At 71.8% G+C, this 18674-nt stretch carries 13 protein-coding genes; 5 read left to right on the top strand and 8 right to left on the bottom strand.

What is annotated here, in order from left to right; genetic code table 11:
• Positions 1 to 54: 54 nt before the first annotated feature.
• Positions 55 to 705, bottom strand: a complete 651-nt coding sequence (locus ACGFZA_RS16735) for a DsbA family protein (RefSeq protein WP_393679825.1) — start codon at positions 703 to 705, stop codon at positions 55 to 57.
• 134 nt (positions 706 to 839) lie between these two features.
• Here ACGFZA_RS16735 and pepN (ACGFZA_RS16730) point away from each other — a divergent pair, with 134 nt between their 5' ends.
• The 4 genes from pepN (ACGFZA_RS16730) (at position 840) to ACGFZA_RS16715 (ending at position 9497) form a co-directional block, all read left to right on the top strand.
• Positions 840 to 3434, top strand: a complete 2595-nt coding sequence (pepN, locus tag ACGFZA_RS16730; RefSeq protein WP_385270941.1) for an aminopeptidase N — start codon at positions 840 to 842, stop codon at positions 3432 to 3434.
• A gap of 292 nt (positions 3435 to 3726) precedes the next feature.
• Entirely contained in the window at positions 3727 to 4794 is a 1068-nt protein-coding gene (locus ACGFZA_RS16725) for a hypothetical protein (RefSeq protein WP_393679822.1), read from the top strand.
• 176 nt (positions 4795 to 4970) lie between these two features.
• A complete protein-coding gene (locus ACGFZA_RS16720) occupies positions 4971 to 8282 on the top strand; it encodes a S8 family serine peptidase (RefSeq protein ID WP_385270947.1) in 3312 nt (1103 codons plus the stop codon).
• A gap of 186 nt (positions 8283 to 8468) precedes the next feature.
• Positions 8469 to 9497 carry an aspartate-semialdehyde dehydrogenase gene (locus ACGFZA_RS16715; RefSeq protein WP_393679820.1) on the top strand — a complete coding sequence of 343 codons (1029 nt, stop codon included), beginning with the start codon at positions 8469 to 8471 and terminating at the stop codon, positions 9495 to 9497.
• Positions 9498 to 9552: 55 nt separating this feature from the next.
• Here ACGFZA_RS16715 and ACGFZA_RS16710 read toward each other — a convergent pair whose 3' ends face one another.
• Entirely contained in the window at positions 9553 to 10074 is a 522-nt protein-coding gene (locus ACGFZA_RS16710) for a DUF1203 domain-containing protein (RefSeq protein ID WP_385270953.1), read from the bottom strand.
• Positions 10075 to 10187: 113 nt separating this feature from the next.
• Between ACGFZA_RS16710 and pepN (ACGFZA_RS16705) the strand changes: the two genes are divergently transcribed.
• The gene (gene pepN, locus ACGFZA_RS16705) at positions 10188 to 12767 is read left to right on the top strand and encodes an aminopeptidase N (RefSeq protein WP_393679817.1); all 2580 of its coding nucleotides are present in this window, start codon (positions 10188 to 10190) and stop codon (positions 12765 to 12767) included.
• Positions 12768 to 12840: 73 nt separating this feature from the next.
• Here pepN (ACGFZA_RS16705) and ACGFZA_RS16700 read toward each other — a convergent pair whose 3' ends face one another.
• The 6 genes from ACGFZA_RS16700 to ACGFZA_RS16675 all read right to left on the bottom strand — a co-directional run bounded on the left by ACGFZA_RS16700 (position 12841) and on the right by ACGFZA_RS16675 (position 18400).
• Positions 12841 to 12993, bottom strand: coding sequence for a hypothetical protein (locus ACGFZA_RS16700; protein WP_385270959.1), 153 nt, complete (start codon positions 12991 to 12993; stop codon positions 12841 to 12843).
• Between the two features lie 127 nt (positions 12994 to 13120).
• Complete coding sequence (alc, locus tag ACGFZA_RS16695; protein WP_385270962.1) at positions 13121 to 14260, bottom strand: allantoicase; 1140 nt, start codon at positions 14258 to 14260, stop codon at positions 13121 to 13123.
• An 85-nt stretch (positions 14261 to 14345) separates the two neighbouring features.
• The gene (locus tag ACGFZA_RS16690; protein ID WP_385270965.1) at positions 14346 to 15266 is read right to left on the bottom strand and encodes a LysR family transcriptional regulator; all 921 of its coding nucleotides are present in this window, start codon (positions 15264 to 15266) and stop codon (positions 14346 to 14348) included.
• Between the two features lie 195 nt (positions 15267 to 15461).
• On the bottom strand, positions 15462 to 15692 hold the full coding sequence (locus ACGFZA_RS16685) for a hypothetical protein (protein WP_385270968.1): 231 nt from the start codon (positions 15690 to 15692) through the stop codon (positions 15462 to 15464).
• Positions 15693 to 15712: 20 nt separating this feature from the next.
• Positions 15713 to 18103 (bottom strand): 4-alpha-glucanotransferase, encoded by a 2391-nt coding sequence (malQ, locus tag ACGFZA_RS16680; protein ID WP_393679813.1) that lies wholly within the window; start codon positions 18101 to 18103, stop codon positions 15713 to 15715.
• Complete coding sequence (locus ACGFZA_RS16675) at positions 18104 to 18400, bottom strand: hypothetical protein (protein WP_385270974.1); 297 nt, start codon at positions 18398 to 18400, stop codon at positions 18104 to 18106.
• Positions 18401 to 18674 lie beyond the last annotated feature (274 nt).

Raw genomic sequence — 18674 nt, 5'->3', positions numbered from 1 at the left:
CGCGGCCCGCCGGGTGCGGGCTCCGTCTCGCACGGAGCCCGCACCCCGGGACGGTCAGTCGAAGACCGGGCCCTGCGTCCGGGTCCGCTTGATCTCGTAGAAGCCGGGGACCGACGCGACGAGCAGCGTGCCGTCCCACAGCTTCGCCGCGTCCTCGCCCTTGGGGGCGGGGGTGACGACCGGGCCGAAGAAGGCGATCTGCTCGCCGTCCGCGCCGGGCACCGCGATGACCGGGGTGCCGACGTCCTGGCCGACCTTGTCGATGCCCTCCTGGTGGGAGGCGCGCAGCTCAGTGTCGTAGGCGTCGGAGTCGGCGTAGTCCGCGAGCTCGGCCGGCAGGCCGACGTCCTTCAGCGCGCCCACGATCGCCTCGCGGGTGGGGCCCTCGCCCTGGTTGTGGAAACGGGTGCCGAGCGCGGTGTACAGCGGGCCGACGATGTCGTCGCCGTGCTTCTGCTGGGCGGCGATCACCACACGGACCGGGCCCCAGGCCTTCTTCTCCAGCATGTCGCGGTACTCGTCGGGCAGCTCGTCCAGCCGGTTCTCGTTGAGCACCGCCAGGCTCATCACGTGCCAGCGGACCTCGACGTCACGGACCTTCTCCACTTCCAGCATCCAGCGGGAGGTCATCCAGGCCCAGGGGCAGAGCGGGTCGAACCAGAAATCGGCGGGGATCTTGCCGGTCACCGTGCTGTTGTCAGACATCTCTCTCCTCATGAGGGCCGTTCGCATGCTGTGACCCAGAACACCGCGGGGCGCCCCGGCCATTCCCGAACGCGTGGCCGGAAGGCGGCATGGGAGGATCAAAATATTCGAAGCTGACACAAAGGAGTGTGCTCGTGCCCGGTGAGAACCTGTCCCGCGACGAGGCCCGTGAGCGGGCCGAGCTGCTGACCGTCGACGGATACGACGTCGTCCTCGACGTCCGTTCCGCGACCGGTGGGCCCGACGGGGAGGGCGAGACCTCCGGTCCGCGGACCTTCCGCTCGGTGACGACGATCCGGTTCCGCTCGGCGCGCGCCGGTGCGACGACGTTCGCCGACCTGATCGCCCCGTCCGTGAATGCGGTGACCCTGGACGGCACGGCCCTGGACCCGGGCACCGTCTTCGACGGGGTGCGCGTGACCCTGGCGGACCTGTCGGAGGGCGAGCACGTCCTGGTGGTCGACGCGCAGTGCGCGTACAGCAGGACCGGCGAGGGCATGCACCGCTTCGTCGACCCCGAGGACGGCGAGGTCTACCTCTACACGCAGTACGAGCCCGCGGACGCGCGACGGGTCTTCGCCAACTTCGAGCAGCCCGACCTCAAGGCGCCCTACCGCTTCCAGGTGACGGCCCCCGAGGAGTGGACGGTCTGGAGCAACGGGGCCGAGGAGTCCCGCGACGGCGGGGTGTGGCGGTTCGCCGAGACGAAGCCGATCTCGACGTACATCACGGCGGTCGTCGCCGGTCCTTACCACTACGTGACCGACTCCTACAGCCGTACGTTCGACGACGGCACGACGCTGGACATCCCGCTCGGCGCCATGTGCCGCAAGGGGCTCGCCCGGCACTTCGACGCCGATGACATCTTCCTGATCACCAAGCAGGGCCTGGACTTCTTCCACGACAACTTCGACTACCCGTACCCGTTCGGGAAGTACGACCAGGCGTTCGTCCCCGAGTACAACCTCGGCGCGATGGAGAACCCGGGCTGTGTCACGTTCCGCGAGGAGTACATCTTCCGCGGCAAGGTGACGCAGGCGTCGTACGAGAGCCGGGCCAACGTCATCCTGCACGAGATGGCGCACATGTGGTTCGGCGACCTCGTCACCATGCAGTGGTGGGACGACCTGTGGCTCAAGGAGTCCTTCGCCGACTTCATGGGCGTGTTCGCCATGGTGGAGTCCACCCGGTTCGAGGACGGCTGGATCACCTTCGCCAACAACCGCAAGTCCTGGGCCTACCGCGCCGACCAGCTGCCGTCCACGCACCCGATCACGGCCGACATCCGTGACCTGGAGGACGCCAAGCTGAACTTCGACGGCATCACGTACGCCAAGGGCGCCTCGGTGCTCAAGCAGCTGGTGGCGTACGTGGGCCGGGACGCGTTCCTGGAGGGCGCGCGGCGCTACTTCAAGAAGCACGCGTACGGCAACACGCAGCTGGGCGACCTGCTGTCGGTGCTGGCGGAGACGTCCGGGCGGGACATGACCTCGTGGTCGCGCTCCTGGCTGCAGACCGCCGGCGTCAACTCCCTGACCCCGGTGGCGGTCTACGACGCCGCGGACCGGATCACCGAGCTGGCGGTCCTCCAGGAGGCGGCCGATTCGCACCCGGAGCTGCGCCCGCACCGCGTCGCGGTCGGCCTGTACCGGCGCACGCCCGACGGCGACCTGGTGCGCTACGCCCGGGCCGAGGCGGACGTGGCGGGGCCGCGCACCGTGATCACGGAGCTGGCCGGGGCCGAGCGGCCCGAGCTGATCCTGGTCAACGACGACGACCTGACGTACTGCAAGGTCCGCTTCGACGAGGTGTCGCTGGCGACGCTGCGCTCGCACCTCGGTGACCTCACGGACCCCCTCGCCCGGGCGCTGTGCTGGTCCGCGCTGTGGAACCTCACCCGGGACGGGCTGATGCCGGCCCGCGACTTCGTCTCGCTGGTCCTGGCCTTCTCCGGCCGGGAGACGGACATCGGTGTGCTCCAGATGCTGCACGCCTGGACCCGGACCGCGCTGACCCACTACGCGGCTCCGGTGTGGCGCGAGGAGGGCGGCCGGGCGCTGGCCGAGGGCGCGCTGCGCGAACTGCGGCTCGCGGCACCGGGCAGCGAGCACCAGCTGGCCTGGGCCCGCTTCTTCGCGGCGGTCGCCGCCTCGGACACGGACTTCCAGCTGCTGTCGGGGCTGCTCGACGGCACGGCCCGGATCGACGGGCTCGACGTCGACCAGGAGCTGCGCTGGGCGTTCCTGTCGCCGCTGGCCTCGCACGGCGCGGCCGACGAGGCGGCCATCGGCGCCGAACTGGCCCGGGACGACACGGCGTCCGGCAAGCGCCACCAGGTGCGGTGCCTGGCCTCGCGGCCGTCGGACGCGGTCAAGGCGCAGGCGTGGGCCGGCGTCGTGGAGTCGGACGCGCTGTCCAACGCACTGGTGGAGGCGACGATCGCGGGGTTCGCGCAGTCGTCGCAGCGGGAGTTGCTGGCGCCGTACACGGCCCGGTACTTCGAGGTGATCGAGCGGGTGTGGGCCGACCGGTCCATCCAGATCGGGATGGCCGTGGTGAAGGGCCTGTTCCCGTCCCTCCAGGATGATCCCGCCACGCTGGAGACGACGGACGCGTGGCTGGCGGAGCACGCGGACGCGGCACCGGCGCTGCGGCGCCTGGTCCTGGAGGCCCGGGACGACCTGGCCCGTGGACTGCGGGCCCAGGCGTGTGACGGCGTAGCCGTCTGAGCCGGTACCCGGTCCGTCCGGCGTGAGGTTCCCGTCCAGGTGCCCGGCACCTGAACGAGGGTTCCGTCCTCAGACGCCGGACGGGCCGGATATGCCGGGCGCGGGCCCGGCGCGGCGTGCGCGCCCGGCGCTCGACGGCGGCGGTGCGCCCCCTCAGGGGCTCTCATAATCCCTGGCGGGTCCGCCCTTTTCGGCCGTCGAACGCCTGTACTTTAGGACGGCGTTGTCCGGGAATGTCGACGGGCGTGTAACAGGGGTTAAGGCCCCGGCCGCCGGCGGGATACACCGGAGCATGACCCAGAACACCCCGCTCTCCCCCTGCCACCTCCGCATCACCTCCGATGTCCGCCAACGCGTCTTGTCCGCAGCCCAGTTGAAGGCCCGCGGAGTCTCCCCCGCCCAGGCCGGCGAGCAGTGCCGGACCGGTGGGCCGTGGCAGCAGCCGCTGCCCGGCGTCTTCGTGCTGCACCCGGGACAGCTCAGCGGCAGGGAGCGGCTGCGCTCGGCCCTGCTGTACGCGGGCCGACCACCGGCCTCCGGGCGGCGGACCGCACCGGCCCGGGCCGGCGGCACGGACGCGGAGTACGGCGAGGCGATGATCACCGGGCTGGCCGCGCTCTCGCTGTACGGCTTCGCCGCCGCGCCGCCCGCCGTCTCCACGGACCGCGTCGATGTGCTGGTGCCCCGCATCCGCCGGCCGCGGTCGGTCCGCTACGTCCGTCTGGTGCGGACGTCCGAGCCGCCGCGGCCGGAACACCTGGACGGCATTCCGGTGGCGCCGGTGGCCCGCGCCCTCGCGGACGCCGTCGCCGGTCTCTCGGACGCCCATGCCGTACGCCGGCTGCTCACCGAGGCGGTCCGCGGCGGTCACTGCGAACCCGCTGTCGTGGTAGGCGAGTTGAACCGGGCCAAGGTACTCGACCGCCCCCAGGTGGTGAACGCCGTGGACTCGCTGCTCGCCGAGAGCCGGGCACTGGCGGAGGAGCGGCTGTACGACATGGTGCGGACCCACGGACTCCCAGAGCCGCTGTGGAACGTGGACCTGCGGCTGCCCGGCGGTCCGCACCTGGGCGCGGTCGACGCCTACTGGCCCGAGGAGGCGGTGGCGGTGGAACTGGACACCAGGGCCCCGCGCCACAGCCGGCTCGACGACGACCACCGCCGGCAGGAGCACGAGGCCGAGTGGTCCGCGTACGCCGCCCGGCGCGAGCACCTGGAACGGCTCGGCGTCACGGTCGTCCACCTCACGCCGAGGAAGCTGCGGGACACGCGGGAGCAGCAGGCGGCCGTGGTCCGGACGGCGCTCATGGCATCGGCCGACCGCGAACCGGCCGCGTACGTGATGATCCTGCCCAGGTGAGGCCCTCAGGCGCCACGTATCCACCGTTTCGTCCCGTGTGACGCTTCGGCCCCAGTGGCGGAAGTCCGCCATGTCCGCAACTCGCCCCCCACAACTCTCCACAAACCCCTGTCATTTACGAAAGGGTGAGCGGTCATCCGGTACCGATTTCCGGACTCTCTCTTTCACATACAGGGATGCTGATGACCTCCGAATCCCCCAGCTACATACCCGGGGCGAGACGTGTGGCCCGCGTCGCGGCCGCCGCCGGACTGGTGGCCGCACTGGCCACCACCGGTGCCGCCCCCGTCTTCGCCGCCGACGACCCGGCCACCACCCCCGTCAAGGCCGCAGCCGACAACGCTCCGGCGGACAAGCTCGGCACGGCGGACGCCGATGTTCTCGCCAAGGCCCGGGCCAAGGGCGAGAAGAACATCACCATGATGGTCGCCACCGCTCCCGGCGCGACCGAGCAGGTCAGCAAGCAACTGGACGCCGTCAAGGGCTCCGTGCTGGGACGTGCGTACGACAAGCTCGGCTACGTGCGGGCCACCGTGCCCACCGCGGCCGCCGAGGCCACCATCAAGGCGGCCTCGAAGCTGACCTCCGTCCACGGCATCGATCTCAAGCAGGAGATCATGCTGGACGACCCGACTCCCGCGGCCGACCGGGCGACCGGCGCCAGGACCGCGGCGAAGTCGACGGGCAGCTACCCGGCGCCCGGGAAGAAGACCCCGGCGAAGAACCCGTACAACCCGTCGTTCGAGACGGGTGCGGTCGACTTCGTCCAGCAGCACCCGAAGGCCGACGGCCGCGGTATCACCATCGGCGTGCTGGACGCGGGGGTCGACCTCGGTCACCCCGCACTGCAGAAGACCACCACCGGTGAGCGCAAGATCACCGACTGGGTGACGGCCACCGACCCGGTCAGTGACGGCGACGGCACCTGGCTGCAGATGACGGACGCCGTGTCCGGCCCGACGTTCACCTACGGGGGCCGGACCTACTCGGCTCCCGAGGGCTCGTACCGGATCAAGGTGTTCAAGGAAGCCGTCACCAAGGGCGGCGACATGGCGGGCGACCTCAACCGCGACGGTGACACCACCGACGCGTGGGCCGTCCTGTACGACCCGGTCACCGGCACCACCCGGGTGGACCTGAACAACAACGCGGACTTCTCCGACGACGCCGTCCTCAAGCCGTACAAGGAGAAGCACCAGGTCTCCTACTTCGGCACGGACGACCCGCGGACCGACGTCGTCGAGCGCATCCCGTTCGTCGTGGAGACCCGCAAGAACGTCGTGTACGACGCCGCGGGCCACACCTCCGACTACGTCAGCATCGGCGTCATCGAGTCCGAGCACGGCACGCACGTCGCGGGCATCACCGCGGCGAACGGCCTGTTCGGCGGCAAGATGAACGGTGCCGCGCCCGGCGCGAAGATCGTCTCGTCGCGCGCCTGCACCTGGTCCGGCGGCTGCACGAACATCGCGCTCACCGAGGGCATGATCGACCTCGTCGTGAACCGCGGCGTCGACGTCGTCAACATGTCGATCGGCGGTCTGCCGCCGCTCAACGACGGCAACAACGCCCGCTCGGAGCTCTACAAGCGCCTCATCGACATCTACGGCGTCCAGCTGGTCATCTCGGCCGGCAACGACGGTCCGGGCGTCAACACCATCGGTGACCCCGGCCTCGCCGACCACGTCATCTCGGTCGGTGCGTCCATCTCCAAGGAGACCTGGGCCGCGAACTACGGCTCCGGCGTCACCAAGAAATACGACATGATGCCGTTCTCCTCGCGCGGTCCGCGTGAGGACGGCGGCTTCACGCCGACCCTGACGGCCCCCGGCGCGTCGATCAACTCCACGCAGACCTGGCTGCCCGGTTCGCCGGTCAAGGAGTCGGGCTACTCCCTCCCGGCCGGCTACTCCATGCTCCAGGGCACGTCGATGGCCTCCCCGCAGGCCGCCGGCGCGACCGCGCTGCTGCTGTCCGCCGCGAAGCAGAAGCACATCGAGCTGCCCCCGGCCGACCTGCGCACCGCGCTGACCAGCACCGCGACCCAGATCAAGGGAGTGCCCGCGCACGCCCAGGGTGCCGGTCTGATCAACATCCTCGGTGCCTGGAAGCAGATCGAGAAGCAGGGCGCCCCGGCGCACGAGTACACGGTGAAGGCCCCGGTCGACACCGCGATCGACTTCGCGCTGAAGACCCCGGGCTTCGGCACCGGCCTCTACGACCGCGAGGGCGGCCTCAAGGCCGGCCAGAAGAAGTCGTACGACGTCACGGTCACCCGCACCACGGGCGCCGACAAGGACGTCAGGCACAAGCTGTCCTGGAAGTACAACGACGGCACCTTCGGGCTGACCGGCCCGAGCACGGTCTCGCTGCCGCTCGGCAAGCCGGTGACGGTCAAGGTCCAGGCGAAGCCGGGCAGCGCGGGCGTGCACAGCGCGATCCTGCAGCTCGACGACGCGAAGACCTCCGGTGTGGACCAGCAGATCCTGACGACGGTCGTCGTCGCCAAGGACCTGGTGAAGCCGGGTTACGCCTACACGGCGTCCGGCTCGGTGCAGCGCAACGGCACCACGTCGTACTTCGTGAACGTGCCGGAGGGCTCCAAGACCCTTGAGGTCGCCATGAGCGCCCTGCGCTCGGGCAGCCAGACCCGCTTCATCTCCATCCACCCGTACGGGGTCGCGGTGGAGGACAGCGGGACGCCGTTCTGCTACCCGAACTACGAGAACCCGGCCAACACCTGCCGCCCCGACGTGCGCTCGTACGCCGACCCGCAGGCCGGTGTCTGGGAGATCGAGGTCGAGGCCCGGCGCACGTCGCCGCTGCTGGACAACCCGTACAAGCTGGATGTCTCGCTGCTCGGCGCGACCTTCGACCCGGCGGTGCAGACCATCGCCGAGGCGAAGATCGGTACCCCGGCCGCGGTGAACTGGACGGTCACCAACAACGCGGGCGACCTGGCGGGCAAGCTCAAGGGCGGCTCGCTGGGCTCGGCCGACGTCGAGCGTCCGTCGATCTCCACGGGCGGCGAGTACGTCAAGGAGGTCACCATCGGTGAGGGCGTCGAGAAGCTGGACGTCGCCATCGGCGGCACCTCGGACGCCAACGCCGACCTCGACCTGTACGTCTACCAGGGCTCGGCCGAGGTGGGCTCCTCCACCACGGCCGGCTCCGAGGAAGCCGTCAGTCTGGTGAAGCCCGCAGCGGGCACGTACACGGTCGTCATCCAGGGCTATGACGTCCCGGCCGGCACCACCGAGTACGACTACCGCGACGTGTACTACGCGCCGTCGCTCGGCACGATCGACGTCGACGAGTCGAAGGCCGTCGACCTGGCCTCCGGCGCCTCGGCCCAGGTCGGTGCCGAGGTCGCGGTCGCCGGTGCGGCCCCCGAGGGCCGGCAGTTCTTCGGCGAGGTCCGGCTGGTGAACGCGCGGGGTACCGCCGCGGGCACCGGCAGCGTCGTGATCGAGAAGGTCACGCCGTAACGGCATCGCGCTGACCATGTGATCCGTACGACAGTGGGGCGGGTGCTCAACGGGCGCCCGCCCCACTGCGCTGTCCGGGCCCGCGCGCGCTGTCCGCTTCGCGGACAATGGATTGGACAAGGAAGCCGTGGACAGACGCATCATGAAGCGGCAACCGTGCCCATTCGTACGTTTGAAGGAGTCCCTGTGAAGGTCGGAATCGTCGGCGCCACCGGTCAGGTCGGCACAGTCATGCGCAGCATCCTGGCCGAGCGGAAGTTCCCCGTCGCCGAACTGCGGCTGTTCGCCTCCGCGCGCTCCGCGGGCTCCACGATCGCCTACGAGGGCACCGACATCACCGTCGAGGACGCCTCCACGGCCGACTACACGGGCCTGGACATCGTGCTGTTCTCGGCCGGTGGCGCGACGTCCAAGGCGCTCGCCGAGAAGGTCGCCGCACAGGGCGCCGTCGTGATCGACAACTCCTCCGCCTGGCGCAAGGACCCCGAGGTCCCGCTGGTCGTCTCCGAGGTCAACGCGCACGCGATCGCGAACCGCCCCAAGGGCATCATCGCCAACCCGAACTGCACCACGATGGCCGCCATGCCCGTGCTGCGCCCGCTGCACGACGAGGCCGGCCTGGAAGCGCTGACCGTCGCCACGTACCAGGCCGTGTCCGGCTCCGGAGTGGCCGGCGTCGCCGAGCTCCACGGCCAGGCGTCCAAGGTCGTCGCCGACGCGGACAAGCTGACCCACGACGGCGGGGCCGTCGACTTCCCCGAGCCGGGCGTCTACAAGCGCCCCATCGCCTTCAACGTGCTGCCGCTGGCCGGCTCGATCGTCGACGACGGGTCCTTCGAGACGGACGAGGAGCAGAAGCTCCGCAACGAGTCCCGCAAGATCCTGGAGATCCCGGAGCTGAAGGTGTCCGGCACCTGTGTCCGGGTCCCGGTCTTCTCCGGCCACTCGCTCCAGGTCAACGCCCGTTTCGCCCGTCCGGTCAGCGTGGAGCGCGCCTACGAGCTGCTGAAGGACGCCCCGGGCGTCGAGCTCTCGGAGATCCCCACCCCGCTCCAGGCCGCCGGCCAGGACGCGTCCTTCGTCGGGCGCATCCGGATCGACGAGACCGCGGAGCACGGGCTCGCGCTCTTCGTCTCCAACGACAACCTGCGCAAGGGCGCCGCGCTGAACGCGGTGCAGATCGCTGAGCTGGTCGCCGCGGAGCTGAAGGGCTGACCGCGGTCGGCAGGTCCGCGGGGGTTCGAGGGCTCCGCCCTCGAACCCCCGCTCCTCAATCGCCGGAGGGGCTCGAAGCCGGGCGGCGTACCTCGAAGTGCCAGCAGCCGTACTCCACCGCTCTGACGTGCACCAGCGCCACGTCCGGATCGGCGAAGGCCTCCTCGATGGCCGCGTCGAATCCCCGCTCCTCCTCCGCCGGGATCTCCATCAGCCGGCCCCCCACGATGTGACCGTCCGCGTTGTAGCGGCGGACGGTGCGCAGCGCGCCCGCCCGCGAGAACGGGTAGCCGGGCCGGCCGGCCGCCGGCCCCTCGCACTCCTCGGCGTGGATGAAGACCGGGCCCTGCTCGTCGTACGCCCCGGGGCGGGCCCAGTTCGCGGCCGCCCAGCGCCGCAACGGCGCGTACGAGACGAGGGCGATCCTCTCCCCCGCCTCGTTGCCCCGAAGACAGCAGCGCAGCGGGCTGCCCGCGTCCGTGGCGGTGTACGGGACGCAGGGGCGTCCCGCGTCGTCGGTGTCCCGGAGTTCCTTCAGCGCGGCCGGGTCGATCGCGCGTGCCTCGTAACTGGTCATAGGACGAGAGTGGCCCGCCGCGCCGACCCCGTCCGGCGGAAAATGGACATCGCCCTGGGTGCGGGTCACGTGGAAGGATGACCGGAAACATCACATATCAAGGAGATGACCGCGTGCCTGGCACGAATCTGACCCGCGAAGAGGCACAGGAGCGGGCGCGCCTGCTGACCGTGGACGCGTACGAGATCGATCTCGACCTCTCCGGAGCGCAGGAGGGTGGGACCTACCGGTCCGTCACCACCGTGCGCTTCGACTCCGCCGAAGCCGGTGCGGAGACCTTCATCGACCTGGTCGCCCCCGCGGTGCACGAGGTCGAGCTGAACGGCAGGGCGCTGGACGTCGCGGCGGTTTTCCGCGATTCGCGCATCACGCTGCCGCACCTGGCGGCGGGCTCCAACGAGCTGAAGGTCGTCGCCGACTGCTCGTACACCAACACGGGCGAGGGCCTGCACCGCTTCGTCGACCCGGTCGACGAGCAGGCCTACCTGTACACCCAGTTCGAGGTCCCGGACGCGCGCCGCGTGTTCGCGAGCTTCGAGCAGCCGGACCTCAAGGCGACCTTCCGGTTCACCGTGAAGGCCCCGTCCGGCTGGACCGTGATCTCCAACTCGCCGACGCCGGAGCCCAAGGACGACGTCTGGTCGTTCGAGCCGACGCCGCGCATCTCCACCTACATCACCGCCCTGATCGTCGGCCCGTACCACTCGGTGCACAGCAGCTACGAGAAGGACGGCCAGTCCGTCCCGCTCGGCATCTACTGCCGCCCGTCGCTCGCCGAGTACCTCGACGCGGACGCGATCTTCGACGTGACCCGGCTGGGCTTCGACTGGTTCCAGGAGAAGTTCGACTACGCGTACCCGTTCGCCAAGTACGACCAGCTCTTCGTCCCGGAGTTCAACGCCGGCGCGATGGAGAACGCGGGCGCGGTCACCATCCGCGACCAGTACGTCTTCCGGTCCAAGGTGACGGACGCGGCGTACGAGACGCGGGCCGAGACGATCCTGCACGAGCTGGCCCACATGTGGTTCGGCGACCTCGTGACCATGGAGTGGTGGAACGACCTGTGGCTGAACGAGTCGTTCGCCACCTACACGTCGATCGCCTGCCTGGCGTACGCCGACGGCTCGCAGTGGCCGCACTCCTGGACCACGTTCGCCAACTCCATGAAGACGTGGGCGTACCGCCAGGACCAGCTGCCCTCGACGCACCCGATCATGGCCGACATCCGTGACCTGGACGACGTCCTGGTCAACTTCGACGGCATCACCTACGCCAAGGGCGCCTCGGTCCTGAAGCAGCTGGTGGCGTACGTCGGCATGGACGCGTTCTTCCAGGGGGTCCAGGCGTACTTCAAGGCGCACGCGTTCGGCAACACGCGCCTGTCCGACCTGCTGGGCGCGCTGGAGAAGACCTCCGGACGCGACCTGAAGACCTGGTCGAAGGCGTGGCTGGAGACCGCGGGCATCAACATCCTGCGCCCGGAGATCGAGACGGACGGGGACGGCCACGTCACCTCGTTCACCGTCCTCCAGGAGGCCCCCGCGCTGCCCGCCGGCGCGAAGGGTGAGCCGACGCTGCGGCCGCACCGGATCGCCATCGGCTGCTACGACCTCGACGCCGCGTCCGGCAAGCTGGTCCGCACGGACCGGATCGAGCTGGACGTCGACGGGGAGCGCACCACCGTGCCGTTCCCGGCCGGCACCGCCCGCCCGGCCGTCATCCTCCTCAACGACGACGACCTCTCGTACGCGAAGGTCCGCCTGGACGAGGAGTCGCTGCGGGTCGTCACGGAGCACCTCGGCGACTTCTCCGAGTCGCTGCCGCGCGCCCTGTGCTGGGCGTCCGCCTGGGACATGACCCGCGACGGCGAGCTGGCCACGCGCGACTACCTCTCGCTCGTCCTGTCCGGGGTGGGCAAGGAGACGGACATCGGCGTCGTCCAGTCGCTGCACCGTCAGGTGAAGCTGGCGCTGGACCTGTACGCGGCGCCGGAGTGGCGTGAGGCGGGGCTGACCCAGTGGACCGAGGCGACGCTCGCGCACCTGCGCGCGGCCGAGCCGGGCAGCGACCACCAGCTGGCCTGGGCCCGTGCCTTCGCGGCCACGGCCCGCAACCCGCAGCAGCTCGATCTGCTGCAGGCGCTGCTCGACGGCACCGAGGCGATCGAGGGCCTGGCCGTCGACACCGAGCTGCGCTGGGCCTTCGTCGAGCGGCTGGCGGCCACCGGTCTGCTCGACGACGAGGAGATCGACGCCGAGTACGCGCGCGACCGGACCGCGGCGGGCGAGCGCCACGCGGCGGCCGCCCGTGCGGCGCGGCCCTCCCAGGAGGCGAAGGCGGAGGCGTGGGCCTCGGTCGTCGAGTCCGACAAGCTGCCGAACTCCCTCCAGGAGGCGGTCATCACCGGGTTCGTCCAGACCGACCAGCGCGAACTGCTGGCCCCGTACGCGGAGAAGTTCTTCGCCGCGGTGAAGGACGTCTGGGAGTCGCGGAGCCACGAGATGGCACAGCAGGTCGCCATCGGTCTCTACCCGGCGCTCCACGTCTCGCAGGAGACCCTGGACGCCACGGACGCCTGGCTGGCCTCGGCCGAGCCGGGCGCCGCGCTGCGCCGGCTGATGTCGGAGTCGCGGTCGGGTGTGGAGCGGGCGCTGAAGGCCCGTTCGGCGGACGCGGCGGCAGCGACCGCGTAAGCGCGGCGACCACCGCTCACGTGAGGGGCGCCTCCTTCGGGGGGCGCCCCTTCGCGTTCGGGCCGTGCCCGGATCACTCGGGCCGCGGTGCCAGGATGAGCGGCAGGTGCCCGCCCGACCGGGCTTCCGCCAGGACCTGTCCGGCCGGCACCCCGGCGGGTGCGGTCAGCACGGCGGTGATGTCCGCGGCCTGTGCGTACGCAGCGGGGCTGACCGGTGCGCTCACCCGCAGGAGCCGTACCGCCTTCGTCTCCGGGCGTCCCCCTCGGCCGTCCGGGGCGTGGAAGCCCGCCCGGCGGGCGGGCGCGAGGAGCGCAGCCGTCCGCCGGGCGGGAGTCTGGAGGGCGGGCAGGTCAGGAACCCGACTCCTCGTAGCGGCGGGTCAGTCCGGCCGCGCCCGACTCCGTCAGCGAGCCGTGCAGCCGCATCCTGGCCACGCCGCCGTCGGGGAAGGCGTCGAGGCGGACGTGGGTGACGACGGCCTGGGCGCGGAGCGGGAAACGGTGCAGGGTGTCGGGCTGGAGCCGGGTGCGCGGGATGATCTCGAACCACTCGCCCGTCTCGCCGTTGCGGCCCTGGAGGGCGATCCAGCCGGCGGCGTTGCCCTTCAGATACGCCGTGTCGATCTCGACCGCGCGGACCGCGCCCTGGGCGGGCAGCCGGAAGCGGACCCAGTCGTTGGTGTCGCGGACGCGGCGGCGGCGGTTCTCCCAGCCGTCGTCCATCTTGCGGGAGGTGCCGGGCAGGATGATCTGGGTCGGCGAGGAGTAGAAGCGGTCCGAGGCGTCCTCGTAACTGCCGCCGTTCAGGACCGAGATCAGGTCGAACGTGCCGAGCGTCGCGAGCCAGGACGGGTCGGGGAGCACCTCTCCGTGCACCCGGAGGCGGGCGATGCCGCCGTCGGGGTGCTGGCAGAGGCGCAGGTGGGTGTAGCGGCGGCCGCCGGTGATCTCGAAGCCGTTGGCGGCGTGGCCGCGTACGGGGGTGGGCGGGATGATCTCCTCCCACTTCACGTCGTCGGCGAGGAGTTCGGCGGGACCGGGAGAGCCCGCCACGGAGGCCGCCTGGACCGAGACGCGCTGCGGGTAGTTGCCGCGGAAGTGCGCGGTGTCGACGACGATGCCGCGGATGATGCCGGGGGCGCCGAGCCGGATCAGGGCCCAGTCGTGCTCGTCCGGGGCGGGGAACGGGTGGGCGGCGTCCGCGCCGCGCCTGCGGCGGGTCTCCCAGCCGTCCATGATCTTGCCCTTGTGGCCGAAGTGCTCGGGGTCGAAGACGGCGCGCTCGCGGACGAGGAGGTTCTCGCGCTGGGCGAAGAACTCGTCGTTGGCGGCGATCACGCCCGCGCCGAGACGGCGGTCGGCGAGGTCGACCAGTTCCGTGAAGGGGAGGTCGGTGGTGCGGTAGTCGGCGTACGGGTCACCGCCGCCGTACGGGGCCGCGTCGTTGGCGTGGGGATCCTCGTGGTGGTTCTCATTCTGTTCGAAGGTCATGCGTTCACTGTCGTCCGAGGCAAGCCGTTAGGTCCATCGAAAGTTTTCGCACGAATCATTAAGGCTTACTGAATGGTTCAGACAGTCAGGGCCGGCTGAAGGGTTCCGCGGCCCTGCGCAGCGCCGCGAGCACCCGGGCCACCGCCGGGCCCTGCTCGGCGCCCTGCCGGACCGCGGCCACCACATGGCGGCGCGGCCGGTCCTCGCCGAGGACCCGCATCACCACACCGTCCCGGCCCTGCCGCTCCGCCGACGCCATGCGCGGGACCAGCGCGACCCCCATGTCCGCCTCGACCATGGCCAGGATCGCCGTCCAGCCCGAGGCGCTGTGCGCCTGCTCGGGAACGAAGCCCGCGGCCTCGCACGCGGCCGTGGTGATCTCGGACCAGGGCCCCGATCCGCCGAAGATCCACGGCTCGGCGGACAGGTCCGCCAGCCGCAGTCCCGCCGCGGCGGCGAGCCGGTGACCGGCCGGCAGCGCCACGTCCAGGGGGTCCGCGAGCAGCGGCAGCACGGCGAACCGGGGGTCACGGGCGGTCGGGGCGTGGGCTGCCAGCGAGAGCGCCAGGTCCACCTCGCCGGCGGCGAGGAGTTCGTACGCCTGCGACGCCTCGGCCTCCCGGACCCGCACGTCCGGCCCCGGGCGGTCCTCGTCGCGGAGCGCCTGCACGGCCGGCACCACGAGGGCGGGGACGGCGGTGGCGAAGGCGGCGATCCGCACCTCACCCGCCTCGCCGTGCAGATAGCCGGTCAGTTCGGCGTCGGCGCGCTCCAGTTGGGCGAAGACCGACTCGGCGTGGCGCAGCACCAGATGGGCGGCGTCGGTCAGGCGGACGCGCCGGCCCTGCGCCTCCAGCAGCGGTACGCCGAGCTGCCTGGAGAGGTTGGAGAGCTGCTGGGAGACGGCCGACGGGGTCATCAGCAGGGCCTCGGCGGCCGCCGTGACGGTGCCCCGGTCCCGCAGGGTGCGCAGGATGCGGAGCTTCTTGACGTCCCACTCGATCATGGCCGCAACCTACCGGGCGCACCGGACTCCGCCCCGGGTCCGGGCCCGCGGCGGGGGCGGGTCCGGACGGGGGTCCCGGCCCGCGGGCAGAGCTCGGGCCGGGGTCAGGGCCTGGGTCCGGACATGCGAATGCGCCGCGCGGTACCGAGGTACCGGCGGCGCACCCGGGATCGTCCGGGGGTGTCCGGAGAGGCTCTAGGCCTGCTTCTTGGACTTGTCGAGGACCATGACCAGGCCCGCGATGACCGCGAACAGGGCGAGGGGCGCCACGACGAACAGACCGATCGTGTCGATCACGCTCAGGCCCGTACCCGGGTCGTCGCCGTCGTCGCGGGTGAGCGCGAGCGCGGGGGACGACATCAGCAGCATCATCAGCGTCGTTCCGGCAGCGACGGCGCCGGCGCGCATAGCGTTCTTCTTGTCCACGGTGCAAACGTAGCGAACGCCTACGAGGGCCGCTCGCCCGGGGGTGCCGTACGGGTCCTCGGAGGCTCCTGACGAGGCCTGAGAACATCCATCAGCCGGTGCAGCCGGGGTGAGGCGGCAAGTTCCTCCAGGGTGACGGGGTGGCCCTCCGCGTCGGCGATCGGCAGCCGCCAGTTGGGGTACTGGTCCCAGGTGCCGGGCAGGTTCTGCGGGCGGCGGTCGCCGATGGTGTCGGGGAGCCAGACCCCGGCCATGCGGGCGGGGGTGCGCAGCAGGAAGCGGTGGACCGCGCGGACGGCGGCCTCCTCGTCGTCGCCGCCTTCGGGGAGCATGCCGAGGCGGGAGAGCAGGCCGAGCCACTCGGCCGTGTCGGTGCCGTCCTCGGTGCGCTCCTCGTCCAACGGGCGGGTGAGCAGGCCGAGGCGGTGGCGCAGCGCCACATGGTCTCCGGTCAGCCGGGCGGCCGTGGACGGCAGGTCATGGGTGGTGGCGGTGGCCAGGCAGTCCTCGCGCCACTCCTCGGGCGCGAGCGGGCGGCCGGTACCGGACCAGTCGCGCTCGAACCAGAGCACGGAGGTGCCGAGGACGCCCCGCCGGGCGAGGGCCTCGCGGACGCCCGGTTCCACGGTGCCCAGGTCCTCCCCTATGACGACGGTGCCGGCGCGGTGGGCCTCCAGGACGAGGACGGCGAGCATCGCCTCCGCGTCGTGGCTGACGTAGGTGCCCTCGGTGGGCGGGCGCCCCTCGGGCACCCACCAGAGCCGGAACAGGCCCATGACGTGGTCGATGCGCAGGGCTCCCGCGTGGGCGAGGAGCCCGCGCAGCAGTCCCCGGTACGGGGCGTAGCCGGAGGCGGCGAGCGCGTCGGGTCTCCAGGGCGGCAGCCCCCAGTCCTGGCCGCGGGCGTTGAAGGCGTCCGGGGGTGCGCCGACGGACATGCCCTGCGCGAAGGCGTCCTGCTGGGCCCAGGTGTCGGCGCCGCCGGGGTGCACGCCCACGGCGAGGTCGTGGACGATGCCGACGGCCATCCCCGCGTCCAGCGCGGCGCGCTGCGCTGCGGCGAGCTGAGCGTCGGTCAGCCAGGCGAGCCGGCAGTGGAAGTCGACCCGGTCCAGCAGTGCGGCGTGCGCGCGGGCGGTCTCCTTGGAGCGGGGGTCGCGCAGTCCGGCCGGCCAGGTGTGCCAGTCGGAGCCGTGCACCTCGGCGAGGGCGCACCACAGCGCGTGGTCCTCCAGTGCCTGCCCCTGCTCGGCGAGGAAGTCGCAGTAGGCGGCACGCCGGCCGGGCGTCAGGGGCACGGCGACGAGGATGTCGAGGGCCTGCCGCTTGAGCGCCCAGACGGCGTCCCGGTCGATCAGCGCGCCCTTGCTCAGCACGGCGTCGCTGAGCTCTCCGGCGCGGCGGCGCAATGCGTCCAGGGCGGCCGGGTCGGGCGCGTGCCCGTACTCCGGGACGGACTCGATACGCAGGTGCACGGGGTCGGGGAACCGCCGCGAGGACGGGCGGTAGGGCGAGGGGTCGGTGGGGGTGCCGAGGACCGCGGCGTGCAGCGGGTTGACCTGGACGAAGCCGGCGCCGAGGGAGCGTCCGGACCAGGAGGCGAGGTCGGCGAGGTCGCCGAGGTCGCCCATGCCCCAGGAGCGGGCGGAGAGCAGGGAGTACAGCTGGACGAGGAAGCCGTGGCTGCGCCCGGGCGGCTGCGGGACCCGGGCCGGGGCCACCACGAGTGTGCAGCTCTCGGCCGGCGCGCCCGGCGCCCGGACGGACAGCCGGTGCACCCCCAGCGGGGGCTCGGCCCACCAGCCGGGCACGGTGCCGGCCCGCGACGGGGCCTCGCGCGTCCCGGGCGTCGCGTGCGCCCCGGGGGTCCCGGGCGTCCCGGGAATCGCTTGTGTCTCAGGCGTCCCGGGCGTCGCTTGTGTCTCAGGCATCGCGCGCGTCCCAGACGTCGCGTGCGTCCCGGGCGTCTCAGGCGTGCCGGGCTTCCCGGTCGTCTCAGGCACCTCAGGCGTCGCGTGCGTCGCGTGCGTCGGCGAGTCCTCGGCCCGGACGGCACCCGGGCCGGAAACGGCCGGAACCGTACCCCCGGCGGGCACGCGCATCGGGGGCGGCGGGGCCGGAGCGGGCTCCTCCGGACGGATCGTCAGCACCGTGCCGGGCGGCAGTGCGGTCAGGGCCGGGGGCAGCGGTTCCCCGGTCCACACCACCACCGTGGCCGGGAGCAGCCGGGAGCCGGCCGCGGACTCGGCGGCGGCGAGCGCCTCCCGTACCGCTTCCGGAGTGGCGGCGTCGACACCGAGCGCGGCGAGTACCGCGACGACCGTGCCCTCGGGGACGGGCACCGTGACATCGGCGGACGGGGAGAAGGAGGTGGCGACGCCGTGCAGTGCGGCGAGCCGGGACAAGCCCATTCAGACTCCTGGGGACTCCATGCCCCGAGCGCTGCCGGAAGAAGCCGGCTCGCTGGTCAGCGGGGCGAGGACGGCGAGCGGGGGTTCGCTGGTCAGAGGTGTGGCATCGGCGAGCGGGGGCTCGCTGGTCAGGGGTATGGCGTCGGCCAGCGGCGCTTCGCTGGTGAGCGGGCCGGAGCCGGGAACGGTGGCCGGGCACGCGCTGATCAGTGGGGCGGGAACCGGGGCCTGTTCGGTCAGGGCACGCGGTACCTGCGGGGTCAGGGCGGAGAGCAGTAGCTGCGCAGCGGCGGGCATGGTGGCCTCCTGGCCGTGGGGAACAGGACACAGCAGGCCTACCCAGCGGACGCGGCCGCAGACGTAGGCGTTACGACAACGAGTTCAACGTGCTCCGGGTCACAATCCGTTCCCCGAAGGCCGGTTGTCCGCAAGACGTCCGCTGATTTCGGCCATTCGGCGCCGTCTTTCGCGTGCGCCGGCGATCAGGGCTCACCCCGCATGCCACACACGATATCGGGCATTCACCCCAGAACGACCATGCGCATTGACACCCTCGCGCGCGGGTGGTGGG

The organism is Streptomyces sp. NPDC048211 (genome assembly GCF_043202315.1).
Taxonomy (GTDB): Bacteria; Actinomycetota; Actinomycetes; order Streptomycetales; family Streptomycetaceae; genus Streptomyces.
This window is presented reverse-complemented; position numbering and strand designations above follow the sequence as displayed.

Coding starts and splice junctions, on each gene's coding strand:
- alc (WP_385270962.1), bottom strand. CDS start 14,260: ATGACCTTCGAACAGAATGAGAACCACCACGAGGATCCCCACGCCAAC.
- malQ (WP_393679813.1), bottom strand. CDS start 18,103: ATGGGCTTGTCCCGGCTCGCCGCACTGCACGGCGTCGCCACCTCCTTC.
- ACGFZA_RS16675 (WP_385270974.1), bottom strand. CDS start 18,400: ATGCCCGCCGCTGCGCAGCTACTGCTCTCCGCCCTGACCCCGCAGGTA.
- ACGFZA_RS16720 (WP_385270947.1), top strand. CDS start 4,971: ATGCTGATGACCTCCGAATCCCCCAGCTACATACCCGGGGCGAGACGT.
- ACGFZA_RS16710 (WP_385270953.1), bottom strand. CDS start 10,074: ATGACCAGTTACGAGGCACGCGCGATCGACCCGGCCGCGCTGAAGGAA.
- ACGFZA_RS16735 (WP_393679825.1), bottom strand. CDS start 705: ATGTCTGACAACAGCACGGTGACCGGCAAGATCCCCGCCGATTTCTGG.
- ACGFZA_RS16725 (WP_393679822.1), top strand. CDS start 3,727: ATGACCCAGAACACCCCGCTCTCCCCCTGCCACCTCCGCATCACCTCC.
- ACGFZA_RS16690 (WP_385270965.1), bottom strand. CDS start 15,266: ATGATCGAGTGGGACGTCAAGAAGCTCCGCATCCTGCGCACCCTGCGG.